Source organism: Neobacillus cucumis (assembly GCF_002860255.1).
Taxonomy (GTDB): Bacteria; Bacillota; Bacilli; order Bacillales; family Cytobacillaceae; genus Neobacillus; species Neobacillus cucumis_A.
Genome location: NZ_PGVE01000042.1, coordinates 172,635 through 195,936 on the forward strand (window position 1 = coordinate 172,635; position 23,302 = coordinate 195,936).

Consider the following 23,302-nt stretch of genomic DNA (forward strand, 5'->3'; position numbering starts at 1 on the left):
GGACATGTTTAAGATTCCATGTAATTATGCTGTCGTTCAATTTTACCGTCATCACCATGAATGTATACCATGGTCTTAGCTTCTTCTGCCATCTGCTTGGCTTCTTTTACAGCTTCACTTTTTGAACCACTTGTGTAGGCTGGTTCCTCTTTTCCCTCAATTTTCACAGCCCAGTTGTCCTCATCATGTGGTACGACATGGAACCTTGCATCATCAGTGCCGGCACGCTCTTTAAAATATTGGTCACGATCATTTTGTTTATCACTTTTATTAGTCATGGGCTTACCTCCAAGTATAATTTTTTCTTATACTTTACGTTTACCCGATTGACGAAATTAGAAACCTAACCAACACTCCAAATAAACGATAAGCAGGTCAGTTCAATGAGATAGGGGAACTAGTCTCTTTTTACTTATGATACCTCTTCAAATTCAAAATACGTAAACAGTTTCTTCTGAACATGCTGCTCCCACTCATCCAAGGGTGCATCTATATCTTTCAGAAGCTTGTAGGCGTTGACCCATGCCTTCATTTCGGCATTGATACGATAGGGACGATTCGAAATCCATTGGTCGTAATCGAGGTTCCCCTCGAGGTAATCCATTAGATGCCCTGTCTCATGTGCAAGGGCATAGAGGTTCTCTTGGTCCGCAACCGGCGGAACCGTCACCGTCAAATCCGGCCTAAAGCTCACCCGATTTTCGTTGGAGAGGCGGACACTTCCTCCCATGCTTTCCACTATGTCAATTAATGTGTTCATATATTTATTAATGTCAGGCCTGCCAATTAAAATCTGCATCTTTCTTAGCCCATTCCTTTTCGCTTTTTTGGTTTCATCTTATCACATTTTTACTAAAATAATTGAAATGCGGTTAAAAAATTACGAGTGTGTATCAATTCCATCTTAAAAGAATGCACTTTTCGAATGGGGTGTTTACTGTAATTTTAGGCCGAAATGAAATATATTATGACACATTTATTGGAAAAAAACCATAAAAAAAATACACTCCTTATTATTATTAGAATGCTCTAATAATAATAAGGAGTGCAGTATTTTCATTTTAGATTACATTACACACCACCATATTTTTTTTCACTAGAAGATGTATTTTTAGAATCACGCTTGTGCTTTTCCTCTTGTTTTTCTTCATTTAAATCTTCCATCGGAATGGGATCAACTGTTCTTTCACTTTCGAATTGATCAAATAAGCTTTCCTTGGTGGTTTCATATTGTTCAGGATGATCCATTTTATTGGTTTTGTATTTAGTATGGTTTTGTTTATTTTCCACCCGAATCACTCCTCATTGTTTTGTCTCTTTTTTTACCCTAATGCTGGTTAAATAAACTATTTTTTCTCATCTTCTAAGAATTCTTAATTAGTAGAATTTACAAGTGAAGGATAGAGGATAAGGGGGTATATAAGTAATAAGATGCGATTTAGGAAGTGATTTTTATGCAGTACAAGCGAGGACTATTAATATATAACGGTAATGCCGGACAAAAGGATATTAAACAGGCTCTCGGTGTCTCTGTCCCGATTCTGTCATCCAGTATTTCAAATTTAATGATTGTACAAACGCAAAGAATCAACCATGCAAAGGAGCTTTGTGAGCTTTATGGACCGGCTGTTGATTTGGTCATTATTCTTGGTGGAGATGGTACGGTCCATGAATGTATCAATGGATTGTCGAATCTAGAACATCGCCCAATGATCGGTATACTGCCGGCTGGTACTTGTAATGATTTTTCAAGGACCTTAATGATTGACCAGGATATTGGTATAGCTGCGAATCAAATCATAAACGGTGAATGCATGCCAGTGGATGTTCTCAAAGTGGATGAACAATATTGTTTAAACTTTTGGGCCACCGGTTTAATTGCAGAAACCTCCAATAATATTAAACAAACGGAAAAAGACCATTTCGGTAAGATTAGTTATTTGCTTAGCGCCATTCGAACAATGAAAAATATGGATCCCTTTCATTATGTACTAGAAATAGATGGTCAGAGAATGGAGGGGGAGGCGCTATTAATTATTGCTGCCAATGGCAATTACATAGGAGCAAATAGGATGCCATTTGAAGCAATCAGTTTTCATGATGGACTCGCAGATGTAATTATCATTAAACATACAAACTTGACGTTGTTGAAAGAACTTTTTACTACAGATATTACCATTCAGAATAATGAGTTAAGCCAGGAAATGGAGCATTACGCTGGTAAATCAATCACCATTCATACAAAAGAGGACATGGATGCAGATATGGATGGAGAAGTATACACAAAGACACCTAGTCATATTACAGTTCTTAAACATCATCTTCATATGTTAAAAGCTAAATAAGAATAGGGAACGAGAAGTTGGCGTAGGAAGGGGATAAAACCCTTCCTTTATTGCATTACTTGCTGGACTAAATTTTTATTTGTCCAGGATATATCTTGCTATAATGCTTTGCAAATTCTTTAAATAAATGTACGACAGGGCTTAAATATTTGTTTTTTACGGATGCCAGATAGATAAAACGTACAACAGGTGGATTGATTATAGGTAATACCTTCACATTAAAATGTTTAAGCATCCAAATATCCGGCAGCAAAGCAATTCCGTAATTCATGGAAACTAAGCCAAGGGCAGCACTGTCTTCCTCCACTTCGAATGCAATCTTAGGAGTAATTTGCACCTCTTCAAATAGATGATCACTCAATCGCCTAAGACCACTACCTTTATTAAAATATACAAATGGATATGGCTCTGTATCCTTTAAATCAATGCTTGTATAACTTTCTAGTGGGTGGCCGGAAGGGACGACAAGGACCAGATCCTGTTTAACTAATGGTAAAAAATCAATATCAGGTTCATCTTCACTAAATGAACAAAATGCTAGATCATATTTATCGGCTTTAAGACCTTCGATGATACGCTTCGTAGTTCCCTGACTAAAAGAAAATGAAATATCTTTGTGCTTTTCAATACTGAGGAAATGATTGACCATCGTAGGTACAAATCTTGAGCCTAGTGTATAAATAAAGGATAAATCAATTTTACCTTTATTCGGGCTTACTAAATCATTAATTTTTCTCTGCCCCTCATCAAGCGACTTTAGAGATTTATCTACATATTCTAAAAATATCGACCCATATTTCGTTAATCGAATGTTTCTCCCACTCTTTTCAAAAAGATATACCCCTAATTCCTTCTCTAATTCGGAAATGGCGTAAGTTAAGCTTGGTTGGGCGATAGACAGCTGTTCAGCCGCCAATGTATAATGCTCTAATTTTGCCAATACACGGAAATATTCAAGATGCTTTAAATTCATTATTTCTCACATATCCCTTCCTTCAAGACCATTATTTTACATTCAACTTAATTATAAGAGGATTAATAGAATTTTTCTATTAATAATATATAATTAATCAGATTTATTTTTCTGAAAATTGCTACTATAATAAACTCATTAAAGCGCTTGCAAAACAGCAGAGGTTTTAAAATAACGGAAAAGGGTGGTAAATAAATGAAAAGCTTAGATGAAGCCGAAATGGAAAAAAAAACAGAGACGAAAAGTCATGAAGTTAGAGGAATTGATCATATTGGATTAACCGTACCAAATATCGATGAAGCAACGGAATTTTTTAAAAAGGTTTTTAACGCAAGAATTTGTTATGATGTTCATACTCCAGAAATGCCTCCACAATGTGGAATATCTGCCAAAAGGAACGTTAATCTCCCAGAAGGCGAAAGCATTGATCACATAAGACTCCTTAGAATTGGAAATACCCCTTGTATTGAATTATTTCATATTAAATCAAAAAACCAATTTGTCATAGATACCATTGTTAATTTTGGCTTAACACATCTTGCCTTTTATACGGATAATATTGAGTTAACCGCTAAGAAATTTGTTGAAGCGGGCGGCACTCTATGTTCAGAACCACATCTGCTGCCATCGGAAATCGAAGGTGGAGCAAAGAACTATTGGGTATATGGACAAGCACCATGGGGAAGTTTAATCGAATTAATTTCGTATTCCAGTGGGATTGATTACCCGGAAAACAGCGAAGTGGACCGCTGGACTCCAGATTGTTGATCGTGCATTTACGAAGGTAATTGTTAACTCGGAATTATCTTTATATTTGACTTAATCTGAATTATATATTTATATAAGATAAGAAAAATGTTAAATATTATCCTGATAAGAGTTAAGTGGCGGAAGAAAAATAAAGTTATAGATTTTCTTGGTAATGAAAGCGTGTACTCCCGGATAATAAAAAAACTTGCAAATGGGGGATAAGGATGAAAAAACATCGTTGGTCAATCGTGTTTCTGATTGCTGTTGGTGTGGTAGTAAATTACTTTGACCGAATCAATATGTCAATCGCAATGCCTTTAATGCAAAAAGAATTTAATTTGACGCCTGGTCAGGTGGGGATATTTTTATCAGCATTTGCATGGTCATACGCACTTCTTCAACTTCCCGTTGGACCTTTATTGGACAAGATTGGGGTCAAATGGGTCACACGTGTGGCCACAATGATATGGACCGCAGCTTGCCTTTTAACTGCTGTCGCTAATGGATGGGGGTTAATTATATTATCCAGGGTCTTATTGGGTGTTGGGGAGGCACCATATTTCCCATCAGCAGCCAAGGCGGTTGGACAATGGGTCCCTAGAAATGAGCGTTCAAAAGCCATCGCTACCTATGATGCACAGTCTAAATTGTCGAATGCAATAGGTGCACCTATTATAGCCTTGATCGTGACCGAATGGGGATGGCGCGGTGGTTTTATAGCAACGGCCGTTCTCAGCTTTCTCTATGCCATTATGTATTGGGTCTGGTACCGTGACCCCCATGAAGATAAGCGTTTGACGAAAGAAGAGTATAATTACATTACTCAAGGCGGTTCACAAAGTTCAGAAGTAGCGTCAGGCAGTGCCATACAAAATATACGTTACCTTTTGTCCAAACGAAAAGTGTGGGCAGTATTTATTGGATTTGCAGCATATGGATATTCATGGTTTTTATTCCTAACATGGCTGCCGGGTTACCTTGCCACCGAGATGCATATGTCCATTTTAAAATCTGGCTGGTACTCAGCGATTCCATGGATTGTCGGTACAATTACAGAAATTGTCATCGGCGGCTGGCTTGTAGATCGACTTATTGAAAAAGGGTACAATCGGACACGTGTGAGCAAAACTTTTTTAGTGATAGGTCTGCTTTTCGGTTTATCGATCATTGGTGCAGCATTTACCCATAGTGCTAATGTTGCTGTATTTTGGATTTCAATGGCACTCGGAGGTCTTGTCGTGACATCCGCAGTTGCCTATTCCATTCCAACTTTTATTGCCCCGAAGGGAACTGTGGGCACTTTGACAGGATTACTCACCTTTGGAAACAATGCGATGGCAATCGTAGCGCCAATTACCACTGGATTTATTGTTCAATCCACAGGTTCCTTTATGTATGCGTTTCTATTAGCAGCAGCTATTCTAATCGTTGGAATCTTGAGTTATGCGTTCCTTCTTACTGACTTAGAACCGATTGAAAGTGCGGATTCCGAAACAATGAACAAACGAGTAATTTCACAATAAACAAGGACCATTTTCAATAAAAATACAAGGTGATTTGATCTATGATAAACATTGAACAAAACTTAGAAAAAATTGATGGCAGGACAAAATTAGTAGGGTTACTTGCTACACCGATTGGACACAGTCTATCTCCAAGGATGCATAATTTAGGTTATACATTAAAAGGTTTAAACTACTCGTATCTTGCCTTTGAAGTAGGGAATAGCACGCTAGAAAAAGCGGTAGAAGGAATGAGAGCTCTCCATGTTGCTGGTTTCAACGTCTCCATGCCAAATAAAATGGAAGTTATTAAATATTTGGATGAATTAGATGATAGTGCGAAATATACAGGTGCAGTAAATACTGTGGTGAATAAAGATGGCAAGTTAATCGGATATAACACAGATGGAAAAGGGTATGTAAAAAACCTTGAAGTACATGGGGTGGACTTGAACGGAAAAAAAGTCACACTGGTTGGATCTGGTGGTGCGGCCACACCGATTTCAATTGAATTAGCCCAGTCTGGTATTAGTGAAATTAGTATTTTTGCACGAAATGATCACTTTTTCCACCAAGCAGAAAAGAATGTAGATAAAATTAACCATGATATGAAAGAATTTGGAGTAAAAGCTACTATCTTTCCATTAGAAGATCAAGAGGCTTTCCAACGTGAAGTAACAGAAAGTGTAGTACTTGCGAATGGTACCAGTTTGGGGATGAAACCCTTAGAGCATTTAAGTATCGTGGATGATACGTTAGGAATACTACGTAAGGGATTAGTCGTAACAGATGTTGTTTATAATCCTCAAAAAACGAAATTGTTACGGCTGGCAGAAGAAGCTGGATCAACTGTAATTAATGGTCTAGGTATGATGTTATGGCAGGGTGCCCTTGCCTTTAAACTATTTACTGGTGAAGATATGCCCCTTGAAGAAATCAGAAAAATCATGTTTGAATAAAGTTTAATCCTAGTACTTAAAAAAAGGACTGTTCCGTCAGTCCTTTTTTTTGCCTTTAAAACAGAAAAGTTAAATCAAAAAATTCAACCTTTTCCTTTAATGTTCCTCATATGCTTTTTTCTATAGTTAAGTGGAGAAATGCCATAAGTTTTTTTAAAAGCGCTTGAAAAATAGGGTCCAAAACTGAAACCACACTGTTCAGCGATTAATTGAATGGAATAATCTGTTTTTAACAGCAAAATTCGAGCTTGCTCTAGACGGTAAGTATTTAAATAATCCAGTGCAGTTACTTTATAGAATCTCTTCATATACTTAGCGATTGTATTTTCATGAATATTAAATTGTTCTGCTAACATCGTGTTTGTAATTGGTTTGTGGTAATTATCTCTTATAAATTGGGCCACTTTTTCTGAAATAATGTAACCACTATCCTTTGCCATACCTTGAGATTCCAATAAATTGATGAGAGAAAAAAAACTAATCTGTATGTCCCAAAATGTTAATTCTTTATTTTCGTTCGTAGTAGCTAATAAAAGCTGATCTATTTTTTGATAAATCTCCTCATAATCTACTAATTTACATTTTTTTTGTAGCTGAAGTGTATAGTTGTGATTGTGAAAGTGTAAAGATGGAATGGGAATGTCTGATTTTAATTTCCTCGGTTCATCTCCTTCTGTATAGTAACTATTTGTATAGAAATGCAGCCAATAAAATTCTGTTTCTTCATCTGTCGGGCGAGTCGAAAAATGGTGTTTCAAAGGAAGTAATACTAACATTTCATTTTTATTTACAGTAAAATCTTTTCCACCTTCAGTTAAGTAAAGCTTTCCTTTTTTTACAAAAATAATATCGAAATACTCCAAATCACTTCTATTCGGATGAGATGTTCCTTTCTGATATTTTGTGATATTCCCTTCAATAAAGATTGGGAAAGGAGGCACAGCAATTGATATGATTTCCATCCAAATCACCTCTATCTATCTTCCTCAAATTTTCACTCTTAATGTTTCCTTTAAAATTAAACATCTTCTTTTAGAAAAATTAAAACTGTGTGAAATATCTTAAAAACTGATTAGAATACTTTATTTTCATTCTTTTGATTGTTTGATATATTTTAGTAGCGGTTAACGCTTACACTTCATTATACCTTTAGATACTTATTAATTACACTGTAATTTAACCGTTTTCTTTTAGTAAACTTTTGAAAAGGGGGTAATTTTTTGGAAAATAAACAATTCAGATTAGAAATTTCACCGAGTGGAATTTTAACAAATCTTGTATTAAAAGAAGATATTCATCAAATGAATTGGGTGATGAATTCATCATATCTTGACGATAGTGGATATGATGAAAAAGATAAATTGTTTGGAAATTTTTCTCTAAAAATAGATGGGAAACTAGTAAGTAGTGCAGATATGTTCCCGACCATATCACATGAAGAGGCAAAAGCTACAGTCTCTTATGCTTTTGAACAAATAGAACTCATCATGAAGTATGATTTAACACAAGCAAAGAATAGTTTTGTATGGAATATTACACTAAAAAATCGTACAGCAAACGAATTGAATATTACTGATTTTGCGTTATGGTCTTCTTTTTCTTATGTGATGTACCGTATCAATGATTTGAACTTACAAACCAATCATTCTGCTGCAGTCTTTCCATCAATCTCAAATAACTATTCTAAGTTAGCCTGTGTACGCAGAAGTAACGAGGCACCCCATTTGGGGATGTATCAAACGAAGGGACAAACGTTATCAGTAGGAACTTATTGTGCTTATAAAAATCTATTTTTCGAAAGCGTTTCCCCTTCATTAGATGGGATTCTATTTCATCAATTAATTTTAGCAGGAGGATATCCAGAGAAGTTTGAAAATGCCGATTGGTTATATGAAAAAAAGGGGTTTATTCTTCCGGGGCTAAGCGAAAAAGAATGGGAATACTCGTTAGAGCCTTTTAAAGATCAAAGTGATTTTTATCTGATTGGTCAAAAAAATTATGGCCATCCAATTTTTGATTTCGAACCACTGGCAATCGCTGAACAAAATTATGAATTCGCTTTCGAATTGCCTAAACATAAGGATTTAACCGATGCCTATATCGAATATTTAGATACAGCTGGTGAAAGAAAAAGAGAAAGTATCTTCTCACAAATTAAGAATGAAAAGAATAAATATTATGCTAACTTAATCTTCACGACACCTGGGGAACATAAAATTACAATTGAAGTAGAGAATGAAAAAAATGATAGCGTTATCCTCAATGTGATGGAACCGATCAAAAAAATAATTGAAAATCGTTCTCATTTTATTAGTGGTGTTTTGTTTAATGGGAAAGATAGTGAAATCCCATATAGTTACTCTCCTATTTCCAACCAGGGTGAATCTTTAGGGAAATTAAGTTTAGTATTAAAAAATAATCTGTTAGGTCAGACAAATGTAAAAGAAGTTCAAAAAGTAGAAGCAAGCTGCGTCTACTATATTCGTCAAAAGTGGTTCCAAAACGGTGATTTTACAAAACCAATCAAGTTATATGGTGATTTTTACCGTTGCATGGATTTCGAATATATCGGTCATGTATTTTATCTTCTTTCTCAGTTTGAAGAGAATATTTTACAATTACACCATCCGGATACTTATTTATCCTGGGCGGCTGACGTGTTCACTTTACGGGTGAATCCTGATTTACATGATAACCTTCGAGGCAAAGAAGAAGCTGAAATGCTAGGTGTGTTCTTCTTATACATTGATGAATTAATGGAAGAGCTTAATAGTCGTGGTTTAACGGAAAAATATGAGGAAATCCGTTCTTTATGGTCCAAAATCGCGCAAAAGGTATCGAATGATAGTAAAACCTATAAAGCGGCTGTAACCGAGCATTTCTTTGATAATGCTGGATTTGGCCCTGCAACTGGCGCTTTAGCAAGCACCCATCATTTCGAAGCAGCAAAAAAATATGGGGAATTAGTTCTTGCGAATATTGGCTTTTCAAACGATTTCCGTGCCCAAAGCCCTGACCGCTGGTGGGAAGCACTATCCTATATGATTCATTCCTTATGGGGAGGAATTACAGCCGCAGCATGTCTGAAAGCTTATGAAGATTTACATGATAGCAGGTACCTAAAAGCGGCCTATCGTGCGACGATCGGTATCCTTTATTGTTATGATACCAATGCCAAAGCCACTGATACGGAACTATCAAATGGGGAAGCGGCTTCAACCTATAGCATAGCTGGACCTCATATCAATCGCCCTGACTTATCCCGAAACCGATTTGGTCAGTCGACTTTCTATAGAGACGGAGGTATCTTTACTCGTTTATTTACGAAAGAAGAAGAAACGGCTGATTGGGATATGGGAGAAGAGTTAGTTGCCTATTTAGATGGGTTTGGGAAGAAAACTTTCCTATACGAAGAAAATGGAACCGTTTCCGTTGTGAATGGTTCAATTGAAGAGACGGAAGAAGGACTTATAATTACAAGTTATGCACCTTATCCGACTGAATATCATTTCTATGACAGAAACTTACATTTTGTTTCGGAATATGGAGAAACTATACCTCAAGTTTTATTAGTAGATGGGGAATTTAAAATAAAAAAAGAAGAATTACTTACTAGGGAGTGAGATGAATGATGGAGGGAAACACAGCGAAAAAACTGGAACTGGTTAGAAATGAAGAGAACAACTCCAAAATGCCTTTAAAACGAGTATTAGCTTATGCAAGTACGGATACGGCTGGTAATTTACTATATTGTACACTTACTAGTTTTATTATGTATTTTTATACGGATGTTTTTGGAATTTCAATTGCTTCGGCAGGGTTAATACTGCTTATTGCGCGTATTTTTGACGCTTTGGATGCACCTATTTGGGGATTAGTCATTGACCACACACGAACAAAATGGGGAAAAAACCGGCCGTATTGGTTATGGTTATCCGTTCCTTTCGGAGTAATGGTATTTTTATCGTTCTTAGCTCCAGATTTATCAGCTAGTGCCAAGTTTACCTATGCTTTAATCACTTACATTCTTGCTGGAGTAGTCTATACAGGTATTGGAACACCTATCACTGCGATTTTACCAAATTTAACAAATAACTCTACGGAACGTGTTCGATTAAATTCTTGGAGAAGTAATGGTGGGATGATTGGTTATTTAATTACTGCTTCATTCACTTTGCCTCTTGTCTCTTTTTTTGGTAAAGGAAACGATAAATTAGGGTTTCAAGTTACCGTAGGAATCTATGCCGTGATTGCGATTGCATTACTGCTTTTTGCTTTCGCAGGAACAAAAGAAATCAATACAAAAAGTATAAAATCGATCCCTATCAAGCAAAGCTTAGGAGCTGTGAAGGGGAATTGGCCTTGGATTACCCTTGTTCTTGCCTTTATCTTCTATTGGTTAGGGAATACAGCTAGAACTTCAACAGTAATTTATTATTCCGAATATAATCTAGGAAATAAAAACTTAGCATCCATCTTAAACGGGCTTGTCGTTTTTCAAATGGTATCTATAACAATTCTCCCATTTATTGTTAAAAGATTTCTGAAAACGCATACCCAAATCATTGGATTTGTGATTGCTGCAATTGGTCAAATCATCATTGCCTTTGCTGGAAGCAGTGCTTCGATGGTTATCTTTGGATGGATTGTTGCATCGATTGGGACAGGTATTGCTGTTACATTACCATTTGCCATGTTATCTGATACAGTGGATTATGGAGAATGGAAAACAGGTATCCGTGCAAGCGGATTCTTAACTGCGATCGGAAGCTCGTTCTGTATCAAATTAGGATCAGGATTAGGAAGTTTTATTCCTTCTATTATTATGGAAAAAGCAGGATACGTAGCAAACGTCACTCAATCTGCTACATCATTAGCTGCGATTAAATTTTGCTTCACTTGGTTACCGGCCATCTTCTTTATCGTAGGAGCAATAATCATGCTGAACTACACCAAATATGAAAAAAATGAAGCAAATGTTCGCAAACAGTTATCATAGGGGACGGTTCGCTGTTCTGTATAAACATCTCAGAGCGTAATTAGTTGTATGGATAGATTTTTTAAAAGTTAATACAAGCAATAAAGCCCTAAACATTAGTAATGTTTAGGGCTTATTGCATTATAACGGACGTTCCCAGAATCGTCCCTGAGCGATTCCCTCTATGAATAGAGGAATATCCGCTTTTGATAAATCATAAACACCAGGTGCATCTAACTGCACTCGACATCTTTCTAGTACCTTTTTATCTTTTACGGCCACTGCCAAAGGTTTAAAGTGTTTAAAGGTAGTTTCTATAAATTCCAATACAGGCGGCTCGACTTGGGAACTCTTACTAATCAATAGTGCTGCATCAAAAAGGCTTGAATCTGCCGTATCAAACGTATCGGTTACTTTTAGGACAGGACTTATCGTATACACTTTTTTTGCAACAATACTATAATTGATATTGAATTGTGCCAGAGTTCTTATCCAATCCGTTAATTTTTCATCATCTGCTTCACCGTTTAATAAGATGGCTACACATTTAGTAGCCGGTTGGCTAACTGTTTTTGCCATACTAAGTGCAGGGGATTTTTTATCTGATTTTACTTCAAGATTTTCTTCAGGAAGCTCTGCTCCAATATTGCCTGCGACTTCTTCAGCTATTTGCCGGTCGATATGATTTAAAAGCGCCACTGCGTTATTTTTAACCATTCCCGATTTACATTTCCCAAGCTCAAAGCTCAATGCATCTTTCAAGTGCTTTTGTTCAAATGGAGCTAAACTGTTGTAGAATAACTTCGCTTGAGAGTAAAAATCTAGAAAACTCTCACTTCGTCCTCTAATTTTACGACCGTCGATTTTTTCTTGATAGGATTCATAGCCTCCAAGTTCAACCGGCGCTGGTTCAGGCTGATTGGCATTTAAACCGTTTCGATGATAACTTGTTTGCCCTTGATGAATCGTCATTTGGTGCATCCCATCCCGTTGATTGTTATGGAATGGACAGACCGGTTGATTAATCGGAATCTGATGGAAGTTGGGACCTCCCAGACGGGAAAGCTGTGTATCTGTATAGGAAAATAAACGTCCTTGTAAAAGAGGGTCGTTTGAAAAATCAATGCCTGGTACTACATGACCGGGATGAAAAGCGACTTGTTCAGTTTCTGCAAAAAAGTTTTGAACATTGCGGTTTAAGGTCATTTTACCAACGATCTTTACAGGTACTTCTTCTTCTGGCCATAATTTAGTTGGGTCTAAAATGTCAAAATCAAAGTTGAATTCATCTTTTTCAGGAATGATCTGTAACCCTAGCTCCCATTCTGGAAAATCTCCTTTTTCAATCGCTTCATACAAGTCTTGGCGATGGAAGTCAGGATTTTTACCTGCTATCCTCTGTGCTTCATCCCAGACTAGTGAATGAACACCAAGCTTAGGCTTCCAGTGGAATTTTACAAAATGTGCATCCCCATCCGCATTGATCAATCGGAACGTGTGCACACCAAATCCCTCCATCATCCGTAAGCTGCGCGGGATGGCACGGTCACTCATTGCCCACATAACCATATGGGCTGATTCGTGATTTTGGCCAATGAAATCCCAAAACGTATCGTGAGCGCTTGCCCCTTGTGGAATTTCCGTATGAGGTTCAGGTTTAAGAGCATGTACAAAGTCAGGAAACTTAATCGCATCCTGAATAAAGAAGACAGGCATATTATTACCAACTAAATCAAAGTTGCCTTCATCTGTATAAAATTTGGTCGCAAATCCTCGGACGTCGCGAACCGTATCACTTGACCCTTTAGAGCCCTGTACTGTTGAGAAGCGTACAAAAACCGGTGTCGTTTTGGAGGTATCAGTGAGAAAGTCAGCTTTCGTATATTCCACCAAAGAATCATAGAGTTGAAAGATTCCATGGGCTCCTACGCCACGGGCATGAACAACCCGTTCTGGAATGCGTTCATGGTCAAAATGGGTCATCTTTTCTCGAAAATGAAAATCCTCCATCAATGTCGGTCCTCTTAACCCTGCCTTTAAAGAGAACTCGTCTTCAGATACTTTTAGCCCTTGGTTTGTAGTCAAAGGAGCCTTTTCTTCATTATTAATAGAAAATTTTTTTAATTGAACAGCCTTCTTATTTTCCATTGTGATCCTCCTCACGAAATATGTATACACATAAAAAAGAAAGAGCAGGTAAATGAATTACCCACTCCTTCGGTACCCTTTTTAGCGGAAAGTGAAACGTATTGTAATATGAAATCGTTCAAAGCAGTTTCGTGAGTCGAGAACCTCAGTAACAGCTGTGAACAGTACTTATTTGTATGATAATAAGTATTCGATCGACAGTACAGGTATCATTTTCTAGTTTCTTTTCTGATAACGGGCGCTATTTCCATTGCCAATCGCTCGATGTTTTCAACAACCTTTTTATAAGGCATACCACCAATATCCATTTGTGCCATAAACCGCTGGTGACCAAACAGCTCGTATTGGCGCATGATTTTTTCGATTATCTGCTCTGAACTGCCGACAAAAAGGGCTGATTCCTTTCCTGAAATCTGATCAAATTCTTCTCTTGAGAAAGTTTTATTTACCCCCTGCTGCAGGTTAAGATGGTGCCAATAATTTGAGTGATATAGGTAAAATTCCTCTTTTGCCTGCTCATTTGTCTTTGAAATATAAGCGTGTCCAGTAACCGCAACTTTCAAATTTTCTGGCACATGACCGTATTCAGCAGCTGATTCCCGATATTGATCAATAAACGGCTTATACAAGCTTGGATCCCCGCCTAGTATCGCTAGGGCCAAGCCAGTACCTAATCTACCGGCTCGTTCTGCACTTTTGAGTGTCCCGCCAACGCCTACCCATATTGGAATCTTTTGTTGAATAGGGCGCGGTGCGATTTCAGCAGCGTTTAATGATGGACGATAGCGGCCATTCCATGTAACTAATTCCTTCTCATTTAGCTTTAGAAGAAGGTCTATGTGTTCATGAAACAGTTCATCATAAGTGTTTATATCGTATCCGAAAAGAGGGAAGGAGTCTAAAAAAGCCCCCCGACCTGTAATTATTTCTGCTCGGCCATTTGATATAAGATCTAGTGTTGCAAAATCCTCGAATAAACGAACAGGATCCACGGTATTTAATACTGTGGTAGCACTTGTCAGTTTAATTCGCTTTGTGACTTGTGAAATGGCTGATAAGACAACCGGGGGGGAGGACACGGCATAATCTAAACGATGATGTTCGCCCACGCCAAATACATCTAGCCCAGCTTCATCTGCCATTTTTGCCGCATTGATTATTTCTTCTATTCGCTGCTTTGCGCTGATGGTTTTTCCAGTAAGTGGATTTGGGTATAAATCGGCTAATGAATAAACTCCAATCTCCATCCTATTTGCAGACTGCAAATTACTCTCCTCCAAATGGTTTAAATTAGCTTTTTGCTTATTTTATTCAGACTTTTTTAAAAAGGAATTATTCTTATTGTTAAAAATTAGATCTTCATTACAGAGGCTTTAAATTTCTTGCGGCTAATATTGTGAGAAAGCTGTAGATAGAGGGTTTTGAAAAAGGTTTGAGCGGCTCTAAAATACTTTCAAATTATTACAACTCAGCAGGAACTGATGATAGAGACCATATGTGAAAAAAGTCTTTTTTGGTGTCCGAAAGCCCTTCCATTGTTTATACTAAAAAAGAAAAGGAAAAAGTTGTTAGATTAACCAAATTTGCTGAAGGTTTTGCTGCACGGAAATAGGATTATATGCAAGTTCAAATGATGAAGAAGGAATAACACAGCTTGTTTTAAATTGGTTTGAGTAAATAGGGTTATAAAAATTTTCGTGATCAAAAGGGGAGGCTGGTAATAATGACAGAGACAAGTAGTTTAATACAAGATGAAAATAGAAATGTAGAACTTAAGGCACCAAAAGATCCAGTGGAAAGACGAAGTAGTTTTTACATTATGTATGAGACTGTGATCGAGGCAACTCCGCGTAATGAGGGCAAGCCTTCAGAGGAAATCTATTTAGAAGGCGATCAATTAAAAAATTTAGCACGACTTGCAGGTGGCGTTACAGATGAGAAAATATTGAATCTCCTTGAGAATTGTAAGGGGGTTCATGAATTGGTTCACAGTATAGGTATAGTGATAAAATCAGGCAATGATCAGATTGGAAACGTAAATTTTGAGTTATCTCATTATGGGAAAGGAAAAAAATATGAAACTGGAACACTACTGAGAGTTCCATGTACTACTGATGGAACGGAGATGATTTTGAAACTTGAGGATGATCAATGGCCCCAAGATGATGTTGTTCCTGGAAAATTAGCTTTCGAATTTGACTGTCCTGGTGAAGTAGCATCAGCGAGTGTCAGATTCTTTTTGCATGATGCCTATAAGGTACCTGAGAGATCAGAGGACCCACCGGTTGCATTTGGTTCGGAAGGGTATCAAGCCATGATTAGTAAATCTCTTTTAAGTAAAGGTAATAATCAAAGGTTGAAAGCGGCAATTGAAAAAGCTGAAAGAGGTGAGGATGTTACCATTGCTTATATAGGGGGCTCCATTACCCAAGGTGCAGGGGCAAAACCAATTCAAACGAATTGTTACGCCTATCAATCCTATTTGAAATTCAGAGAAATGTTTGGGAAAGATGGTGGGGACAATGTACATTTTGTAAAGGCCGGTGTGGGAGGAACACCATCTGAGCTCGGCATGATCCGCTATGAACGGGATGTTTTAAAAAATGGAACAGTGGAGCCGGATATTATTATTGTTGAGTTTGCGGTAAATGATGCAGGGGACGAAACAAATGGAGTTTGTTATGAGAGTTTAGTCGTAAAAATACTTTCTTCGGCTAACCACCCTGCCGTGATTTTGTTGTTTAGCGTGTTTGTAAATGACTGGAATTTACAGGACAGGCTTGCTCCCGTGGGAGAGCATTATGATCTCCCGATGGTAAGTATAAAGGATGCAGTTGTAGAGCAGTTTAAGCTTACAAAGGAGGAAGGAAACATCATCACCAAGCGGCAATTTTTTTATGATATCTATCATCCAACCAATGACGGTCATTCTATAATGGCAGATTGCCTTTCCTATCTTTTTTCTGAAACGAAAAAATCCATTAGAGATAATACTGACATTACGATAGATAAAACACCAGTTATAGGCAATCATTTTAAGGATGTTCAGTTACTTGACAGGATTGATAACCAGATTATGGCAAGGATTGAAAAGGGCGGTTTTTGGGAAACCGATGTTGATTTGCAGAAGGTAGAAATGGATACTAACTCTTTCCTGACTCCGCAATTTCCAAATAACTGGATGCATACAGCTGATTCAGGAAAAGAAAGCTTCAAAATGACGATAAACTCAAGAAGTCTCATCCTTGTTTTTAAGGATTCGGGAGGCAGTGAGTTTGGAACAGCGAATATTTTTGTAGATGGGAAACATATAAAAACCGCAGACCCTCATGAGATTAACTGGACCCATTGCAATGCTGTAATCTTATATCAAGAGGATGTCTGCAGGGAGCATCAGGTAGAAATCAAGATGGCTTCCGAAAATGAAGATAAGCGATTTACTATTTTAGGATTTGGATATACCTTATAAAATTTCATGTCCTATGATGATGGGAAAAGCAATATTTTTCCGTAGTAAAAATGACTGGAGGCATTTTCATGAAAGAGCCTCCAGTCATTTTATTTTATTCTAAAAGATTGAATTTTTGGGATTAATACAGATTTGTTATGGTACATATGAGCCCTGTTCTTTTTTTTGAAATCTTTTCCTTACAATCGTATTGACTAGGATGACCCTAGGTGTTAAATTAGTGTTATCGATAACAAAAAAGAGAAACACTTAATGTGTAACATAGGAATTTACATCAATTTTACCGCTCTATAATGGATTTAATAATTTATTTATTTTTTAGAGTTTAATAGGAAAGGAATCTAAAATATGCGAATTGATTCTCATCAGCACTATTGGAAAATTAGCCGTAATGACTATGGCTGGATTACTCCGGAAATACCTGTACTATATCGTGATTTTTTAGAAACAGACCTAAGGACAATCCTAGAAAAAAACAAAATCGATAAAACTATTGTGGTTCAGGCTGCACCAACGATAGAAGAAACAGAATTCATCCTATCACTTAGTGAAAATTCCGAAACCATTGCTGGCGTGGTCGGATGGATTGATATAGAAAACCCTTCTTATATAGAACAACTCCATCAGTTTAGAAAAAATCCAAAATTTGTTGGAATTCGAATTATGATACAAGATATGCCGGATGAGAAAATAATTTTAACTCCGCGTTATATGGAGGCATTTTCTTATTTTGAGAAAATGGATATCCCTGTGGATTTCCTAGTCAAGTCCGATCAGCTTTCCGTAGTACTTGAATTATTAAAACAGGTTTCCTTACGAGCAGTCATTGACCATATAGCTAAGCCAGACATTAAAACAGGGACAATCGAGCCATGGAAAGGCCAAATCAAAGAGATCGCGAATTATCCCAATATTTATTGCAAGTTATCTGGAATGGTGACTGAAGCGAATCATCAAAATTGGAAAGTGGAAGAATTTATTCCATATGTCCAACACATAGTCAAGGAATTCGGAGTTAACCGGGTTATGTTTGGCAGTGATTGGCCTGTTTGTTTGCTTGCTGCAAGCTATGATGAAGTTTATAACCTTTTAAAACAAACACTTCCTCAAAATTTAACTGAAGCTGAAGAAGAAAGTATTTTTGGAGGTAATGCATTAAAGTTTTATAAATTAGAATTGGATAAATAGAAATCAAAAAAAATTGGAAGTAATGGAGGAAAGACATGAAATACAGAAAGCTTGGACAAACAGGTTTGGATGTACCGATTCTTAGTTTCGGGGCTTCTTCACTTGGCTCCGTATTTAGAGATATTGATGAAAACGAAGGAATAAAGACGGTTCATACCGCAATTGATCATGGAATGAACTTAATTGATGTGTCTCCTTATTATGGACTAACTAAGGCGGAAACCGTTCTCGGTAAAGCTATAAGTGAAATACCAAGAGAAAAATATATTTTATCCACAAAAGCGGGACGCTACGGGGAAAATCATTTCGATTTTTCTAAAAAGCGGATCATCGAAAGTATTGAAGAGAGCTTATCAAGATTAAAAACGGATTATGTAGACATCTTATTTCTACATGATATTGAATTTGGGTCATTGGATCAAATCATGGCAGAAGGTATACCTGCTTTACAACAATTAAAAAAGCAAGGGAAAATCAGGTTCTTTGGTGTTTCAGGACTGCCCCTGACCATTTTTGAACACGTTCTCAGTCAGACTGAACTGGATGTGATTTTATCTTACTGTCATTATTCATTGAATGATACATCTCTATTATCACTTATTCCTCTTCTTGAAGAGAAAAAGGCAGGATTGATCAATGCCTCCCCTTTGTCGATGGGATTATTAAGTTCGAGACCTGTTGCTGATTGGCATCCTGCCAGTGAAGAAATTCGCATGATTTGCAAACAGGCTGCCGAGTTTTGTAAGGAAAATGGAACAGACTTATCTAAATTGGCGATCCAATTTTCCGTCCAAAACGAAATAATTCCTACAACTTTGGTGAGTACTGCAAGTGTCGAAAACATTAAGAAAAATATTGAATGGACAGATGAACCGGTAGATGTGGAGTTGTTGAATAGTATTCTTGAGATATTGGAACCCATTCATAATAAAACATGGCCTAGCGGTAACCCTGAATTTTCAGTGAAATTAATATAATAAATTAGAGTCAGATTTATAGAATCGTAAAATTGAAATAATAATTTATTATTTTAGCTTGAACTTAGTGAATATATAGAATATTATAAACTTATTAATGATATCGATAACACAATGTTATTTATAATTATTTGTTATCGATAACATAAATAAAACATATTAGAAAAAATAGGGATGTGATCTGTGATATTTTAATAGAATCTACAATTCTGAAAGCGTTTTAACCAACGTGCTATTTTGACATCAAAAACATACAAATTAGGGGCTAATTAATCTTAAAAGCTTAAATTTCAAAAGGATAACGGTAAGGAGGGATTTAAAATGAAAACGGTAACAGTAAATCAGCAAACCCTTTCAGCATCTAAAAAAAGAAAAGTTGGTACTAGCAAGGCATTGAAAAGCCTGCGAAAACATTGGCAGTTTTATTTACTGATTATTCCTTCCGTCCTCTATTTTATTATCTTTAAGTACATTCCCATGCTTGGAACTATTATTGCGTTTAAGGATTACAATGTGGTTCAAGGAATCATGGGAAGTCCTTGGGTAGGGCTTAAGTACTTTAAACTATTTTTTGATAACCCGGCGGCTTGGGATCTTATTAAGAATACATTGTTTATAAGTTTGTATGATATTGCAGCGTGCTTCCCATTGCCAATCATTTTGGCTATAGCCCTTAATGAAATACGTCAAGGCCGGTTCAAAAAATTTGTACAGATTGTTACTTATGCTCCATATTTCATTTCTACAGTTGTATTAGTTTCCATGATTATTGTGTTGACATCACCAAGGCTTGGAATTTTTAATCACATCTTAGAAGCAATCGGACTTCATTCCATTAATTTTATGGGTGACCCTGGTTTATTCCGTTCCATATATGTTTGGTCGGATGTTTGGCAATTGACAGGTTATTCAGCCGTCATATATCTAGCCGCTCTTTCGGGTATTGATACTTCACTATATGAAGCGGCAAAAATAGATGGTGCATCAAGACTGCAAAAAATTATCCATGTTGATCTGCCAGGGATTATGCCGGCTATTACGATTATTTTAATTTTAACAGTTGGAAACGTTATGGGAGTTGGGTTTGAAAAAATATTTTTAATGCAAAATCCGCTCAATTTAGATACATCAGAGGTGCTTTCAACCTACGTATACAAAATGGGTCTTCTAAATGCAAACTACAGTTTTGCAGGAGCGATTGGACTTTTTAACTCTGTAGTAAACTTAATACTTCTTTTATTGGCAAATTTATTTGCGAAACGAATTTCAGGAAATAGTCTATGGTAATGATTTTGCAAGAATAGGAGGGTGAGTATTTAGTGGCAAAAGCAAATTCAATAAAAGAGTCTTTCGGTGACAAAGTGTTCCTTACCATTATTTATACTTTTTTAATTTTTGTGGTAGTAATCGTTCTGTATCCATTGATATATATTCTTAGTTCATCACTGAGTAGTCCGCTAGCTGTATCGTCTGGTAAGGTTTGGCTATGGCCGGTTGATTTTTCGTTAGAAGGCTATAAAGCTATATTTAGCAATTCACAGGTTTTAGTTGGTTATGCTAATTCCCTATTCTATACCTTTTTTGGCACGATTGTTAGTGTCACTTTGACAGTGTTATTTGCTTATCCGCTTTCTAGAAAATCTTTCTATGGTCGTAATGTTTTGATGATTTTTATCTTATTTACAATGTTATTTTCAGGTGGATTAATTCCCGAATATCTGGTAGTTAAAAACCTACATATGTTGGATACCCGATGGGCTTTAATCATTCCAAAGGCTATTGCTGTTTGGCAGGTCATTATTGCTGTAACTTTTTTTAGGACAAGTATTCCCGAAGAAATCGTGGAAGCAAGCGAGATGGATGGTTGCAGCGATCTAAGATTTTTATGGTCCGTTGTTCTGCCTCTATCAAAGCCTATTATTGCCGTGTTAGTTCTAATGTATGCGATTTTTCAATGGAATTCTTATTTTGATGCCATGCTTTATTTGAAATCTGAAGCTTTATTCCCACTTCAAGTTGTTTTACGTAATATCCTTATTTTAAATACAACTTCATCTGCAACGATTGATGCACAAAAATTGATGGATATGAAACAACTAGCTGATTTAATGAAATATTCATTAATTGTTGTAGCCAGTCTTCCAGTTCTTATTATTTATCCATTTGTACAGCGTCACTTTATGAAGGGTGTCTTAATTGGCTCAGTAAAGGGCTAAATTTTTAAACATAAGGGGAGAGGTAGTTATGAAAAAAGCAGGTATTTTGGCAATGCTTCTATTTGTAGTACTTGCAACATTTTTAGCAGGATGTACTGACAAAACAGAAACAACATCGTCAGGTAAATCAAAAGATGGTATAACGGAATTGTCTATTTTTGCTCCTCAAGGGGTAGGTAATACTAAATTAAGTACAAATTTTTTCACAAAGGAAGTAGAAAAAAAATTCAATGTTAAGATTGATTGGCAAACAACGACCTATGATGCTACATCAGCTAGTCAAAAACGCCAAATCTCCTTAGCCAGCGGTGATTATCCAGACGCTTATATGTTGGTTCCTTGGGTAGATCATTTCTCTACAAATGATTTGATGAAATATGGAAAACAGGGTGTTCTTATCCCACTAAATGACTTGATTAAAAAATATGCTCCAAATATTCAAAAAACGCTTGATACCAATAAACAATTTAGGGCAATGACGGTTTCACCTGATGGAAATATCTATGGTATTTCACACTTGAATGAGTGTTACCATTGTACATGGCCATATAAAATGTGGATAAATAATGAATGGTTGAAAAAGTTGAATTTGCCAATGCCAAAAACAACAGAAGATTTTAAAAATGTACTTGAAGCTTTTAAAAACCAGGATCCGAACGGTAACGGTAAAAAAGATGAAGTCCCGCTAAGTGGGGCAGTGGGTATCGCTGATACTAATGTTATTCCATTTCTAATGAACGGCTTTATTTATGATGATGGTAAAAAAAGGTTACTATTAAATAATGGAAAGGTTGACTTTGCGGCTGACAAGCAAGAATGGAAGCAGGGATTAGAATACATTCGTTCTTTATACAAGGATGGATTACTTGATCCAGGTGCATTCACCCAGAATAATGATGCATACCAAAAACTGGGGGATAATGCCTCAGCAGAAATTCTTGGTGCTGGAACAGCCACACACCCGGGTGAGTTTGTTTCTGATCAAAAACGTTTGTATTCAGATAATTATGTAGCACTCGCACCACTGCAAGGTCCAAATTCTGCTTATGCCACTTATAATTACCCTGTTACTCCTGGAGCTGACTTTGTCCTTACTAACAAAGCGTCGAAGGAAGATCAGATCGCAGCCATTAAGATCATCGACTACTTGTTTACAGCGGATGGAAATATAAGGGGACAATTTGGTAAAGAGGGTGTGGACTGGAGAAAGCCACAAGATGGTGATGTTGCGATTGAAAAAAGTGCTAAACCGCTTTTCGCGTCAATACCTCTGAAAGACGGTGAAAAAACTCACAATAATGGATGGGGTCCAATCGCAGAATTCGGTTCTTCTAGTTCTTTTAGAAATGGGCAAATCCAATCTACTCAGGTATTTACACCTGAAGGGTATGAACGCCGACTTCAGGATGCAACCCATTTGTATGAGGGTACGCAGCCAGATGATGTATACCCAGCATGGTCCGTTTGGATGGATCCATCTGATGCAGATGAAGTAGCCATGTTAGAAACAAATATTCAAAATTATGTTAATCAGAGCCTTTTGAAGTTTGTAACTGGGGAAATGAACTTGGATACAGATTGGGATTCCTATGTTAAAGGGTTTGATAAATTAAACCTTAAGCGGTATTTGAAAATTATGCAACAAGCGTATGATAAATCTGCAAAGTAGAACATGATGAATGAATGGGAATAATGAACGCCATCTTTCCGAAGCTTATTAAGAAAGGTGGCGTTTTTCCTTAATTGATGTACATATCAATGTAAATACACCGGTAAAAACTCCTGGCTAATTTAGGA

19 protein-coding genes are annotated in these 23,302 nt (G+C 36.8%); 12 read left to right on the forward strand and 7 right to left on the reverse strand.

Features of this window, described 5'->3' with window-relative positions:
* Positions 1-8: 8 nt before the first annotated feature.
* From CVD27_RS11505 to CVD27_RS11515, 3 genes are all read right to left on the reverse strand, one after another.
* On the reverse strand, positions 9-278 hold the full coding sequence (locus tag CVD27_RS11505) for a DUF2188 domain-containing protein (RefSeq protein ID WP_101648044.1): 270 nt from the start codon (positions 276-278) through the stop codon (positions 9-11).
* A gap of 134 nt (positions 279-412) precedes the next feature.
* The gene (locus CVD27_RS11510; RefSeq protein ID WP_180960235.1) at positions 413-694 is read right to left on the reverse strand and encodes a hypothetical protein; all 282 of its coding nucleotides are present in this window, start codon (positions 692-694) and stop codon (positions 413-415) included.
* A gap of 377 nt (positions 695-1,071) precedes the next feature.
* Positions 1,072-1,290, reverse strand: a complete 219-nt coding sequence (locus CVD27_RS11515; protein ID WP_101648046.1) for a hypothetical protein — start codon at positions 1,288-1,290, stop codon at positions 1,072-1,074.
* A 164-nt stretch (positions 1,291-1,454) separates the two neighbouring features.
* Here CVD27_RS11515 and CVD27_RS11520 point away from each other — a divergent pair, with 164 nt between their 5' ends.
* Positions 1,455-2,345, forward strand: coding sequence for a diacylglycerol/lipid kinase family protein (locus CVD27_RS11520; protein WP_101648047.1), 891 nt, complete (start codon positions 1,455-1,457; stop codon positions 2,343-2,345).
* A gap of 67 nt (positions 2,346-2,412) precedes the next feature.
* Here CVD27_RS11520 and CVD27_RS11525 read toward each other — a convergent pair whose 3' ends face one another.
* A complete protein-coding gene (locus tag CVD27_RS11525) occupies positions 2,413-3,318 on the reverse strand; it encodes a LysR family transcriptional regulator (protein WP_101648048.1) in 906 nt (301 codons plus the stop codon).
* Positions 3,319-3,513: 195 nt separating this feature from the next.
* On the opposite strand from CVD27_RS11525, the gene CVD27_RS11530 reads away from it, so the two are divergent.
* The 3 genes from CVD27_RS11530 to aroE all read left to right on the forward strand — a co-directional run bounded on the left by CVD27_RS11530 (position 3,514) and on the right by aroE (position 6,529).
* On the forward strand, positions 3,514-4,086 hold the full coding sequence (locus CVD27_RS11530) for a VOC family protein (protein WP_257984337.1): 573 nt from the start codon (positions 3,514-3,516) through the stop codon (positions 4,084-4,086).
* A 206-nt stretch (positions 4,087-4,292) separates the two neighbouring features.
* The gene (locus CVD27_RS11535) at positions 4,293-5,591 is read left to right on the forward strand and encodes an MFS transporter (RefSeq protein ID WP_101648049.1); all 1,299 of its coding nucleotides are present in this window, start codon (positions 4,293-4,295) and stop codon (positions 5,589-5,591) included.
* 41 nt (positions 5,592-5,632) lie between these two features.
* Positions 5,633-6,529 (forward strand): shikimate dehydrogenase, encoded by an 897-nt coding sequence (aroE, locus tag CVD27_RS11540; RefSeq protein WP_101648050.1) that lies wholly within the window; start codon positions 5,633-5,635, stop codon positions 6,527-6,529.
* Positions 6,530-6,612: 83 nt separating this feature from the next.
* On the opposite strand, the gene CVD27_RS11545 is transcribed toward aroE, so the two are convergent.
* Entirely contained in the window at positions 6,613-7,491 is an 879-nt protein-coding gene (locus tag CVD27_RS11545; protein WP_101648051.1) for an AraC family transcriptional regulator, read from the reverse strand.
* Positions 7,492-7,749: 258 nt separating this feature from the next.
* On the opposite strand from CVD27_RS11545, the gene CVD27_RS11550 reads away from it, so the two are divergent.
* The gene (locus CVD27_RS11550; protein ID WP_101648052.1) at positions 7,750-10,152 is read left to right on the forward strand and encodes a hypothetical protein; all 2,403 of its coding nucleotides are present in this window, start codon (positions 7,750-7,752) and stop codon (positions 10,150-10,152) included.
* A 5-nt stretch (positions 10,153-10,157) separates the two neighbouring features.
* Positions 10,158-11,528, forward strand: coding sequence for an MFS transporter (locus CVD27_RS11555; RefSeq protein WP_257984338.1), 1,371 nt, complete (start codon positions 10,158-10,160; stop codon positions 11,526-11,528).
* A 120-nt stretch (positions 11,529-11,648) separates the two neighbouring features.
* Here the strand turns inward: CVD27_RS11555 and CVD27_RS11560 are convergent, their stop codons facing one another.
* Positions 11,649-13,655 (reverse strand): catalase, encoded by a 2,007-nt coding sequence (locus tag CVD27_RS11560; RefSeq protein WP_101648053.1) that lies wholly within the window; start codon positions 13,653-13,655, stop codon positions 11,649-11,651.
* A 209-nt stretch (positions 13,656-13,864) separates the two neighbouring features.
* Positions 13,865-14,902 (reverse strand): LLM class flavin-dependent oxidoreductase, encoded by a 1,038-nt coding sequence (locus tag CVD27_RS11565; protein WP_374703070.1) that lies wholly within the window; start codon positions 14,900-14,902, stop codon positions 13,865-13,867.
* A 476-nt stretch (positions 14,903-15,378) separates the two neighbouring features.
* Here CVD27_RS11565 and CVD27_RS11570 point away from each other — a divergent pair, with 476 nt between their 5' ends.
* The 6 genes from CVD27_RS11570 (at position 15,379) to CVD27_RS11595 (ending at position 23,174) form a co-directional block, all read left to right on the forward strand.
* Positions 15,379-17,124, forward strand: a complete 1,746-nt coding sequence (locus CVD27_RS11570) for an SGNH/GDSL hydrolase family protein (protein WP_101648055.1) — start codon at positions 15,379-15,381, stop codon at positions 17,122-17,124.
* Positions 17,125-17,472: 348 nt separating this feature from the next.
* Positions 17,473-18,312, forward strand: a complete 840-nt coding sequence (locus CVD27_RS11575; protein ID WP_101648056.1) for an amidohydrolase family protein — start codon at positions 17,473-17,475, stop codon at positions 18,310-18,312.
* Positions 18,313-18,347: 35 nt separating this feature from the next.
* Entirely contained in the window at positions 18,348-19,289 is a 942-nt protein-coding gene (locus CVD27_RS11580) for an aldo/keto reductase (protein WP_101648057.1), read from the forward strand.
* A 321-nt stretch (positions 19,290-19,610) separates the two neighbouring features.
* Positions 19,611-20,576 (forward strand): ABC transporter permease, encoded by a 966-nt coding sequence (locus CVD27_RS11585; protein ID WP_101648058.1) that lies wholly within the window; start codon positions 19,611-19,613, stop codon positions 20,574-20,576.
* 32 nt (positions 20,577-20,608) lie between these two features.
* The gene (locus CVD27_RS11590) at positions 20,609-21,505 is read left to right on the forward strand and encodes a carbohydrate ABC transporter permease (protein WP_101648059.1); all 897 of its coding nucleotides are present in this window, start codon (positions 20,609-20,611) and stop codon (positions 21,503-21,505) included.
* A gap of 28 nt (positions 21,506-21,533) precedes the next feature.
* On the forward strand, positions 21,534-23,174 hold the full coding sequence (locus tag CVD27_RS11595; RefSeq protein ID WP_101648060.1) for an extracellular solute-binding protein: 1,641 nt from the start codon (positions 21,534-21,536) through the stop codon (positions 23,172-23,174).
* The last annotated feature ends 128 nt before the right edge of the window (positions 23,175-23,302 follow it).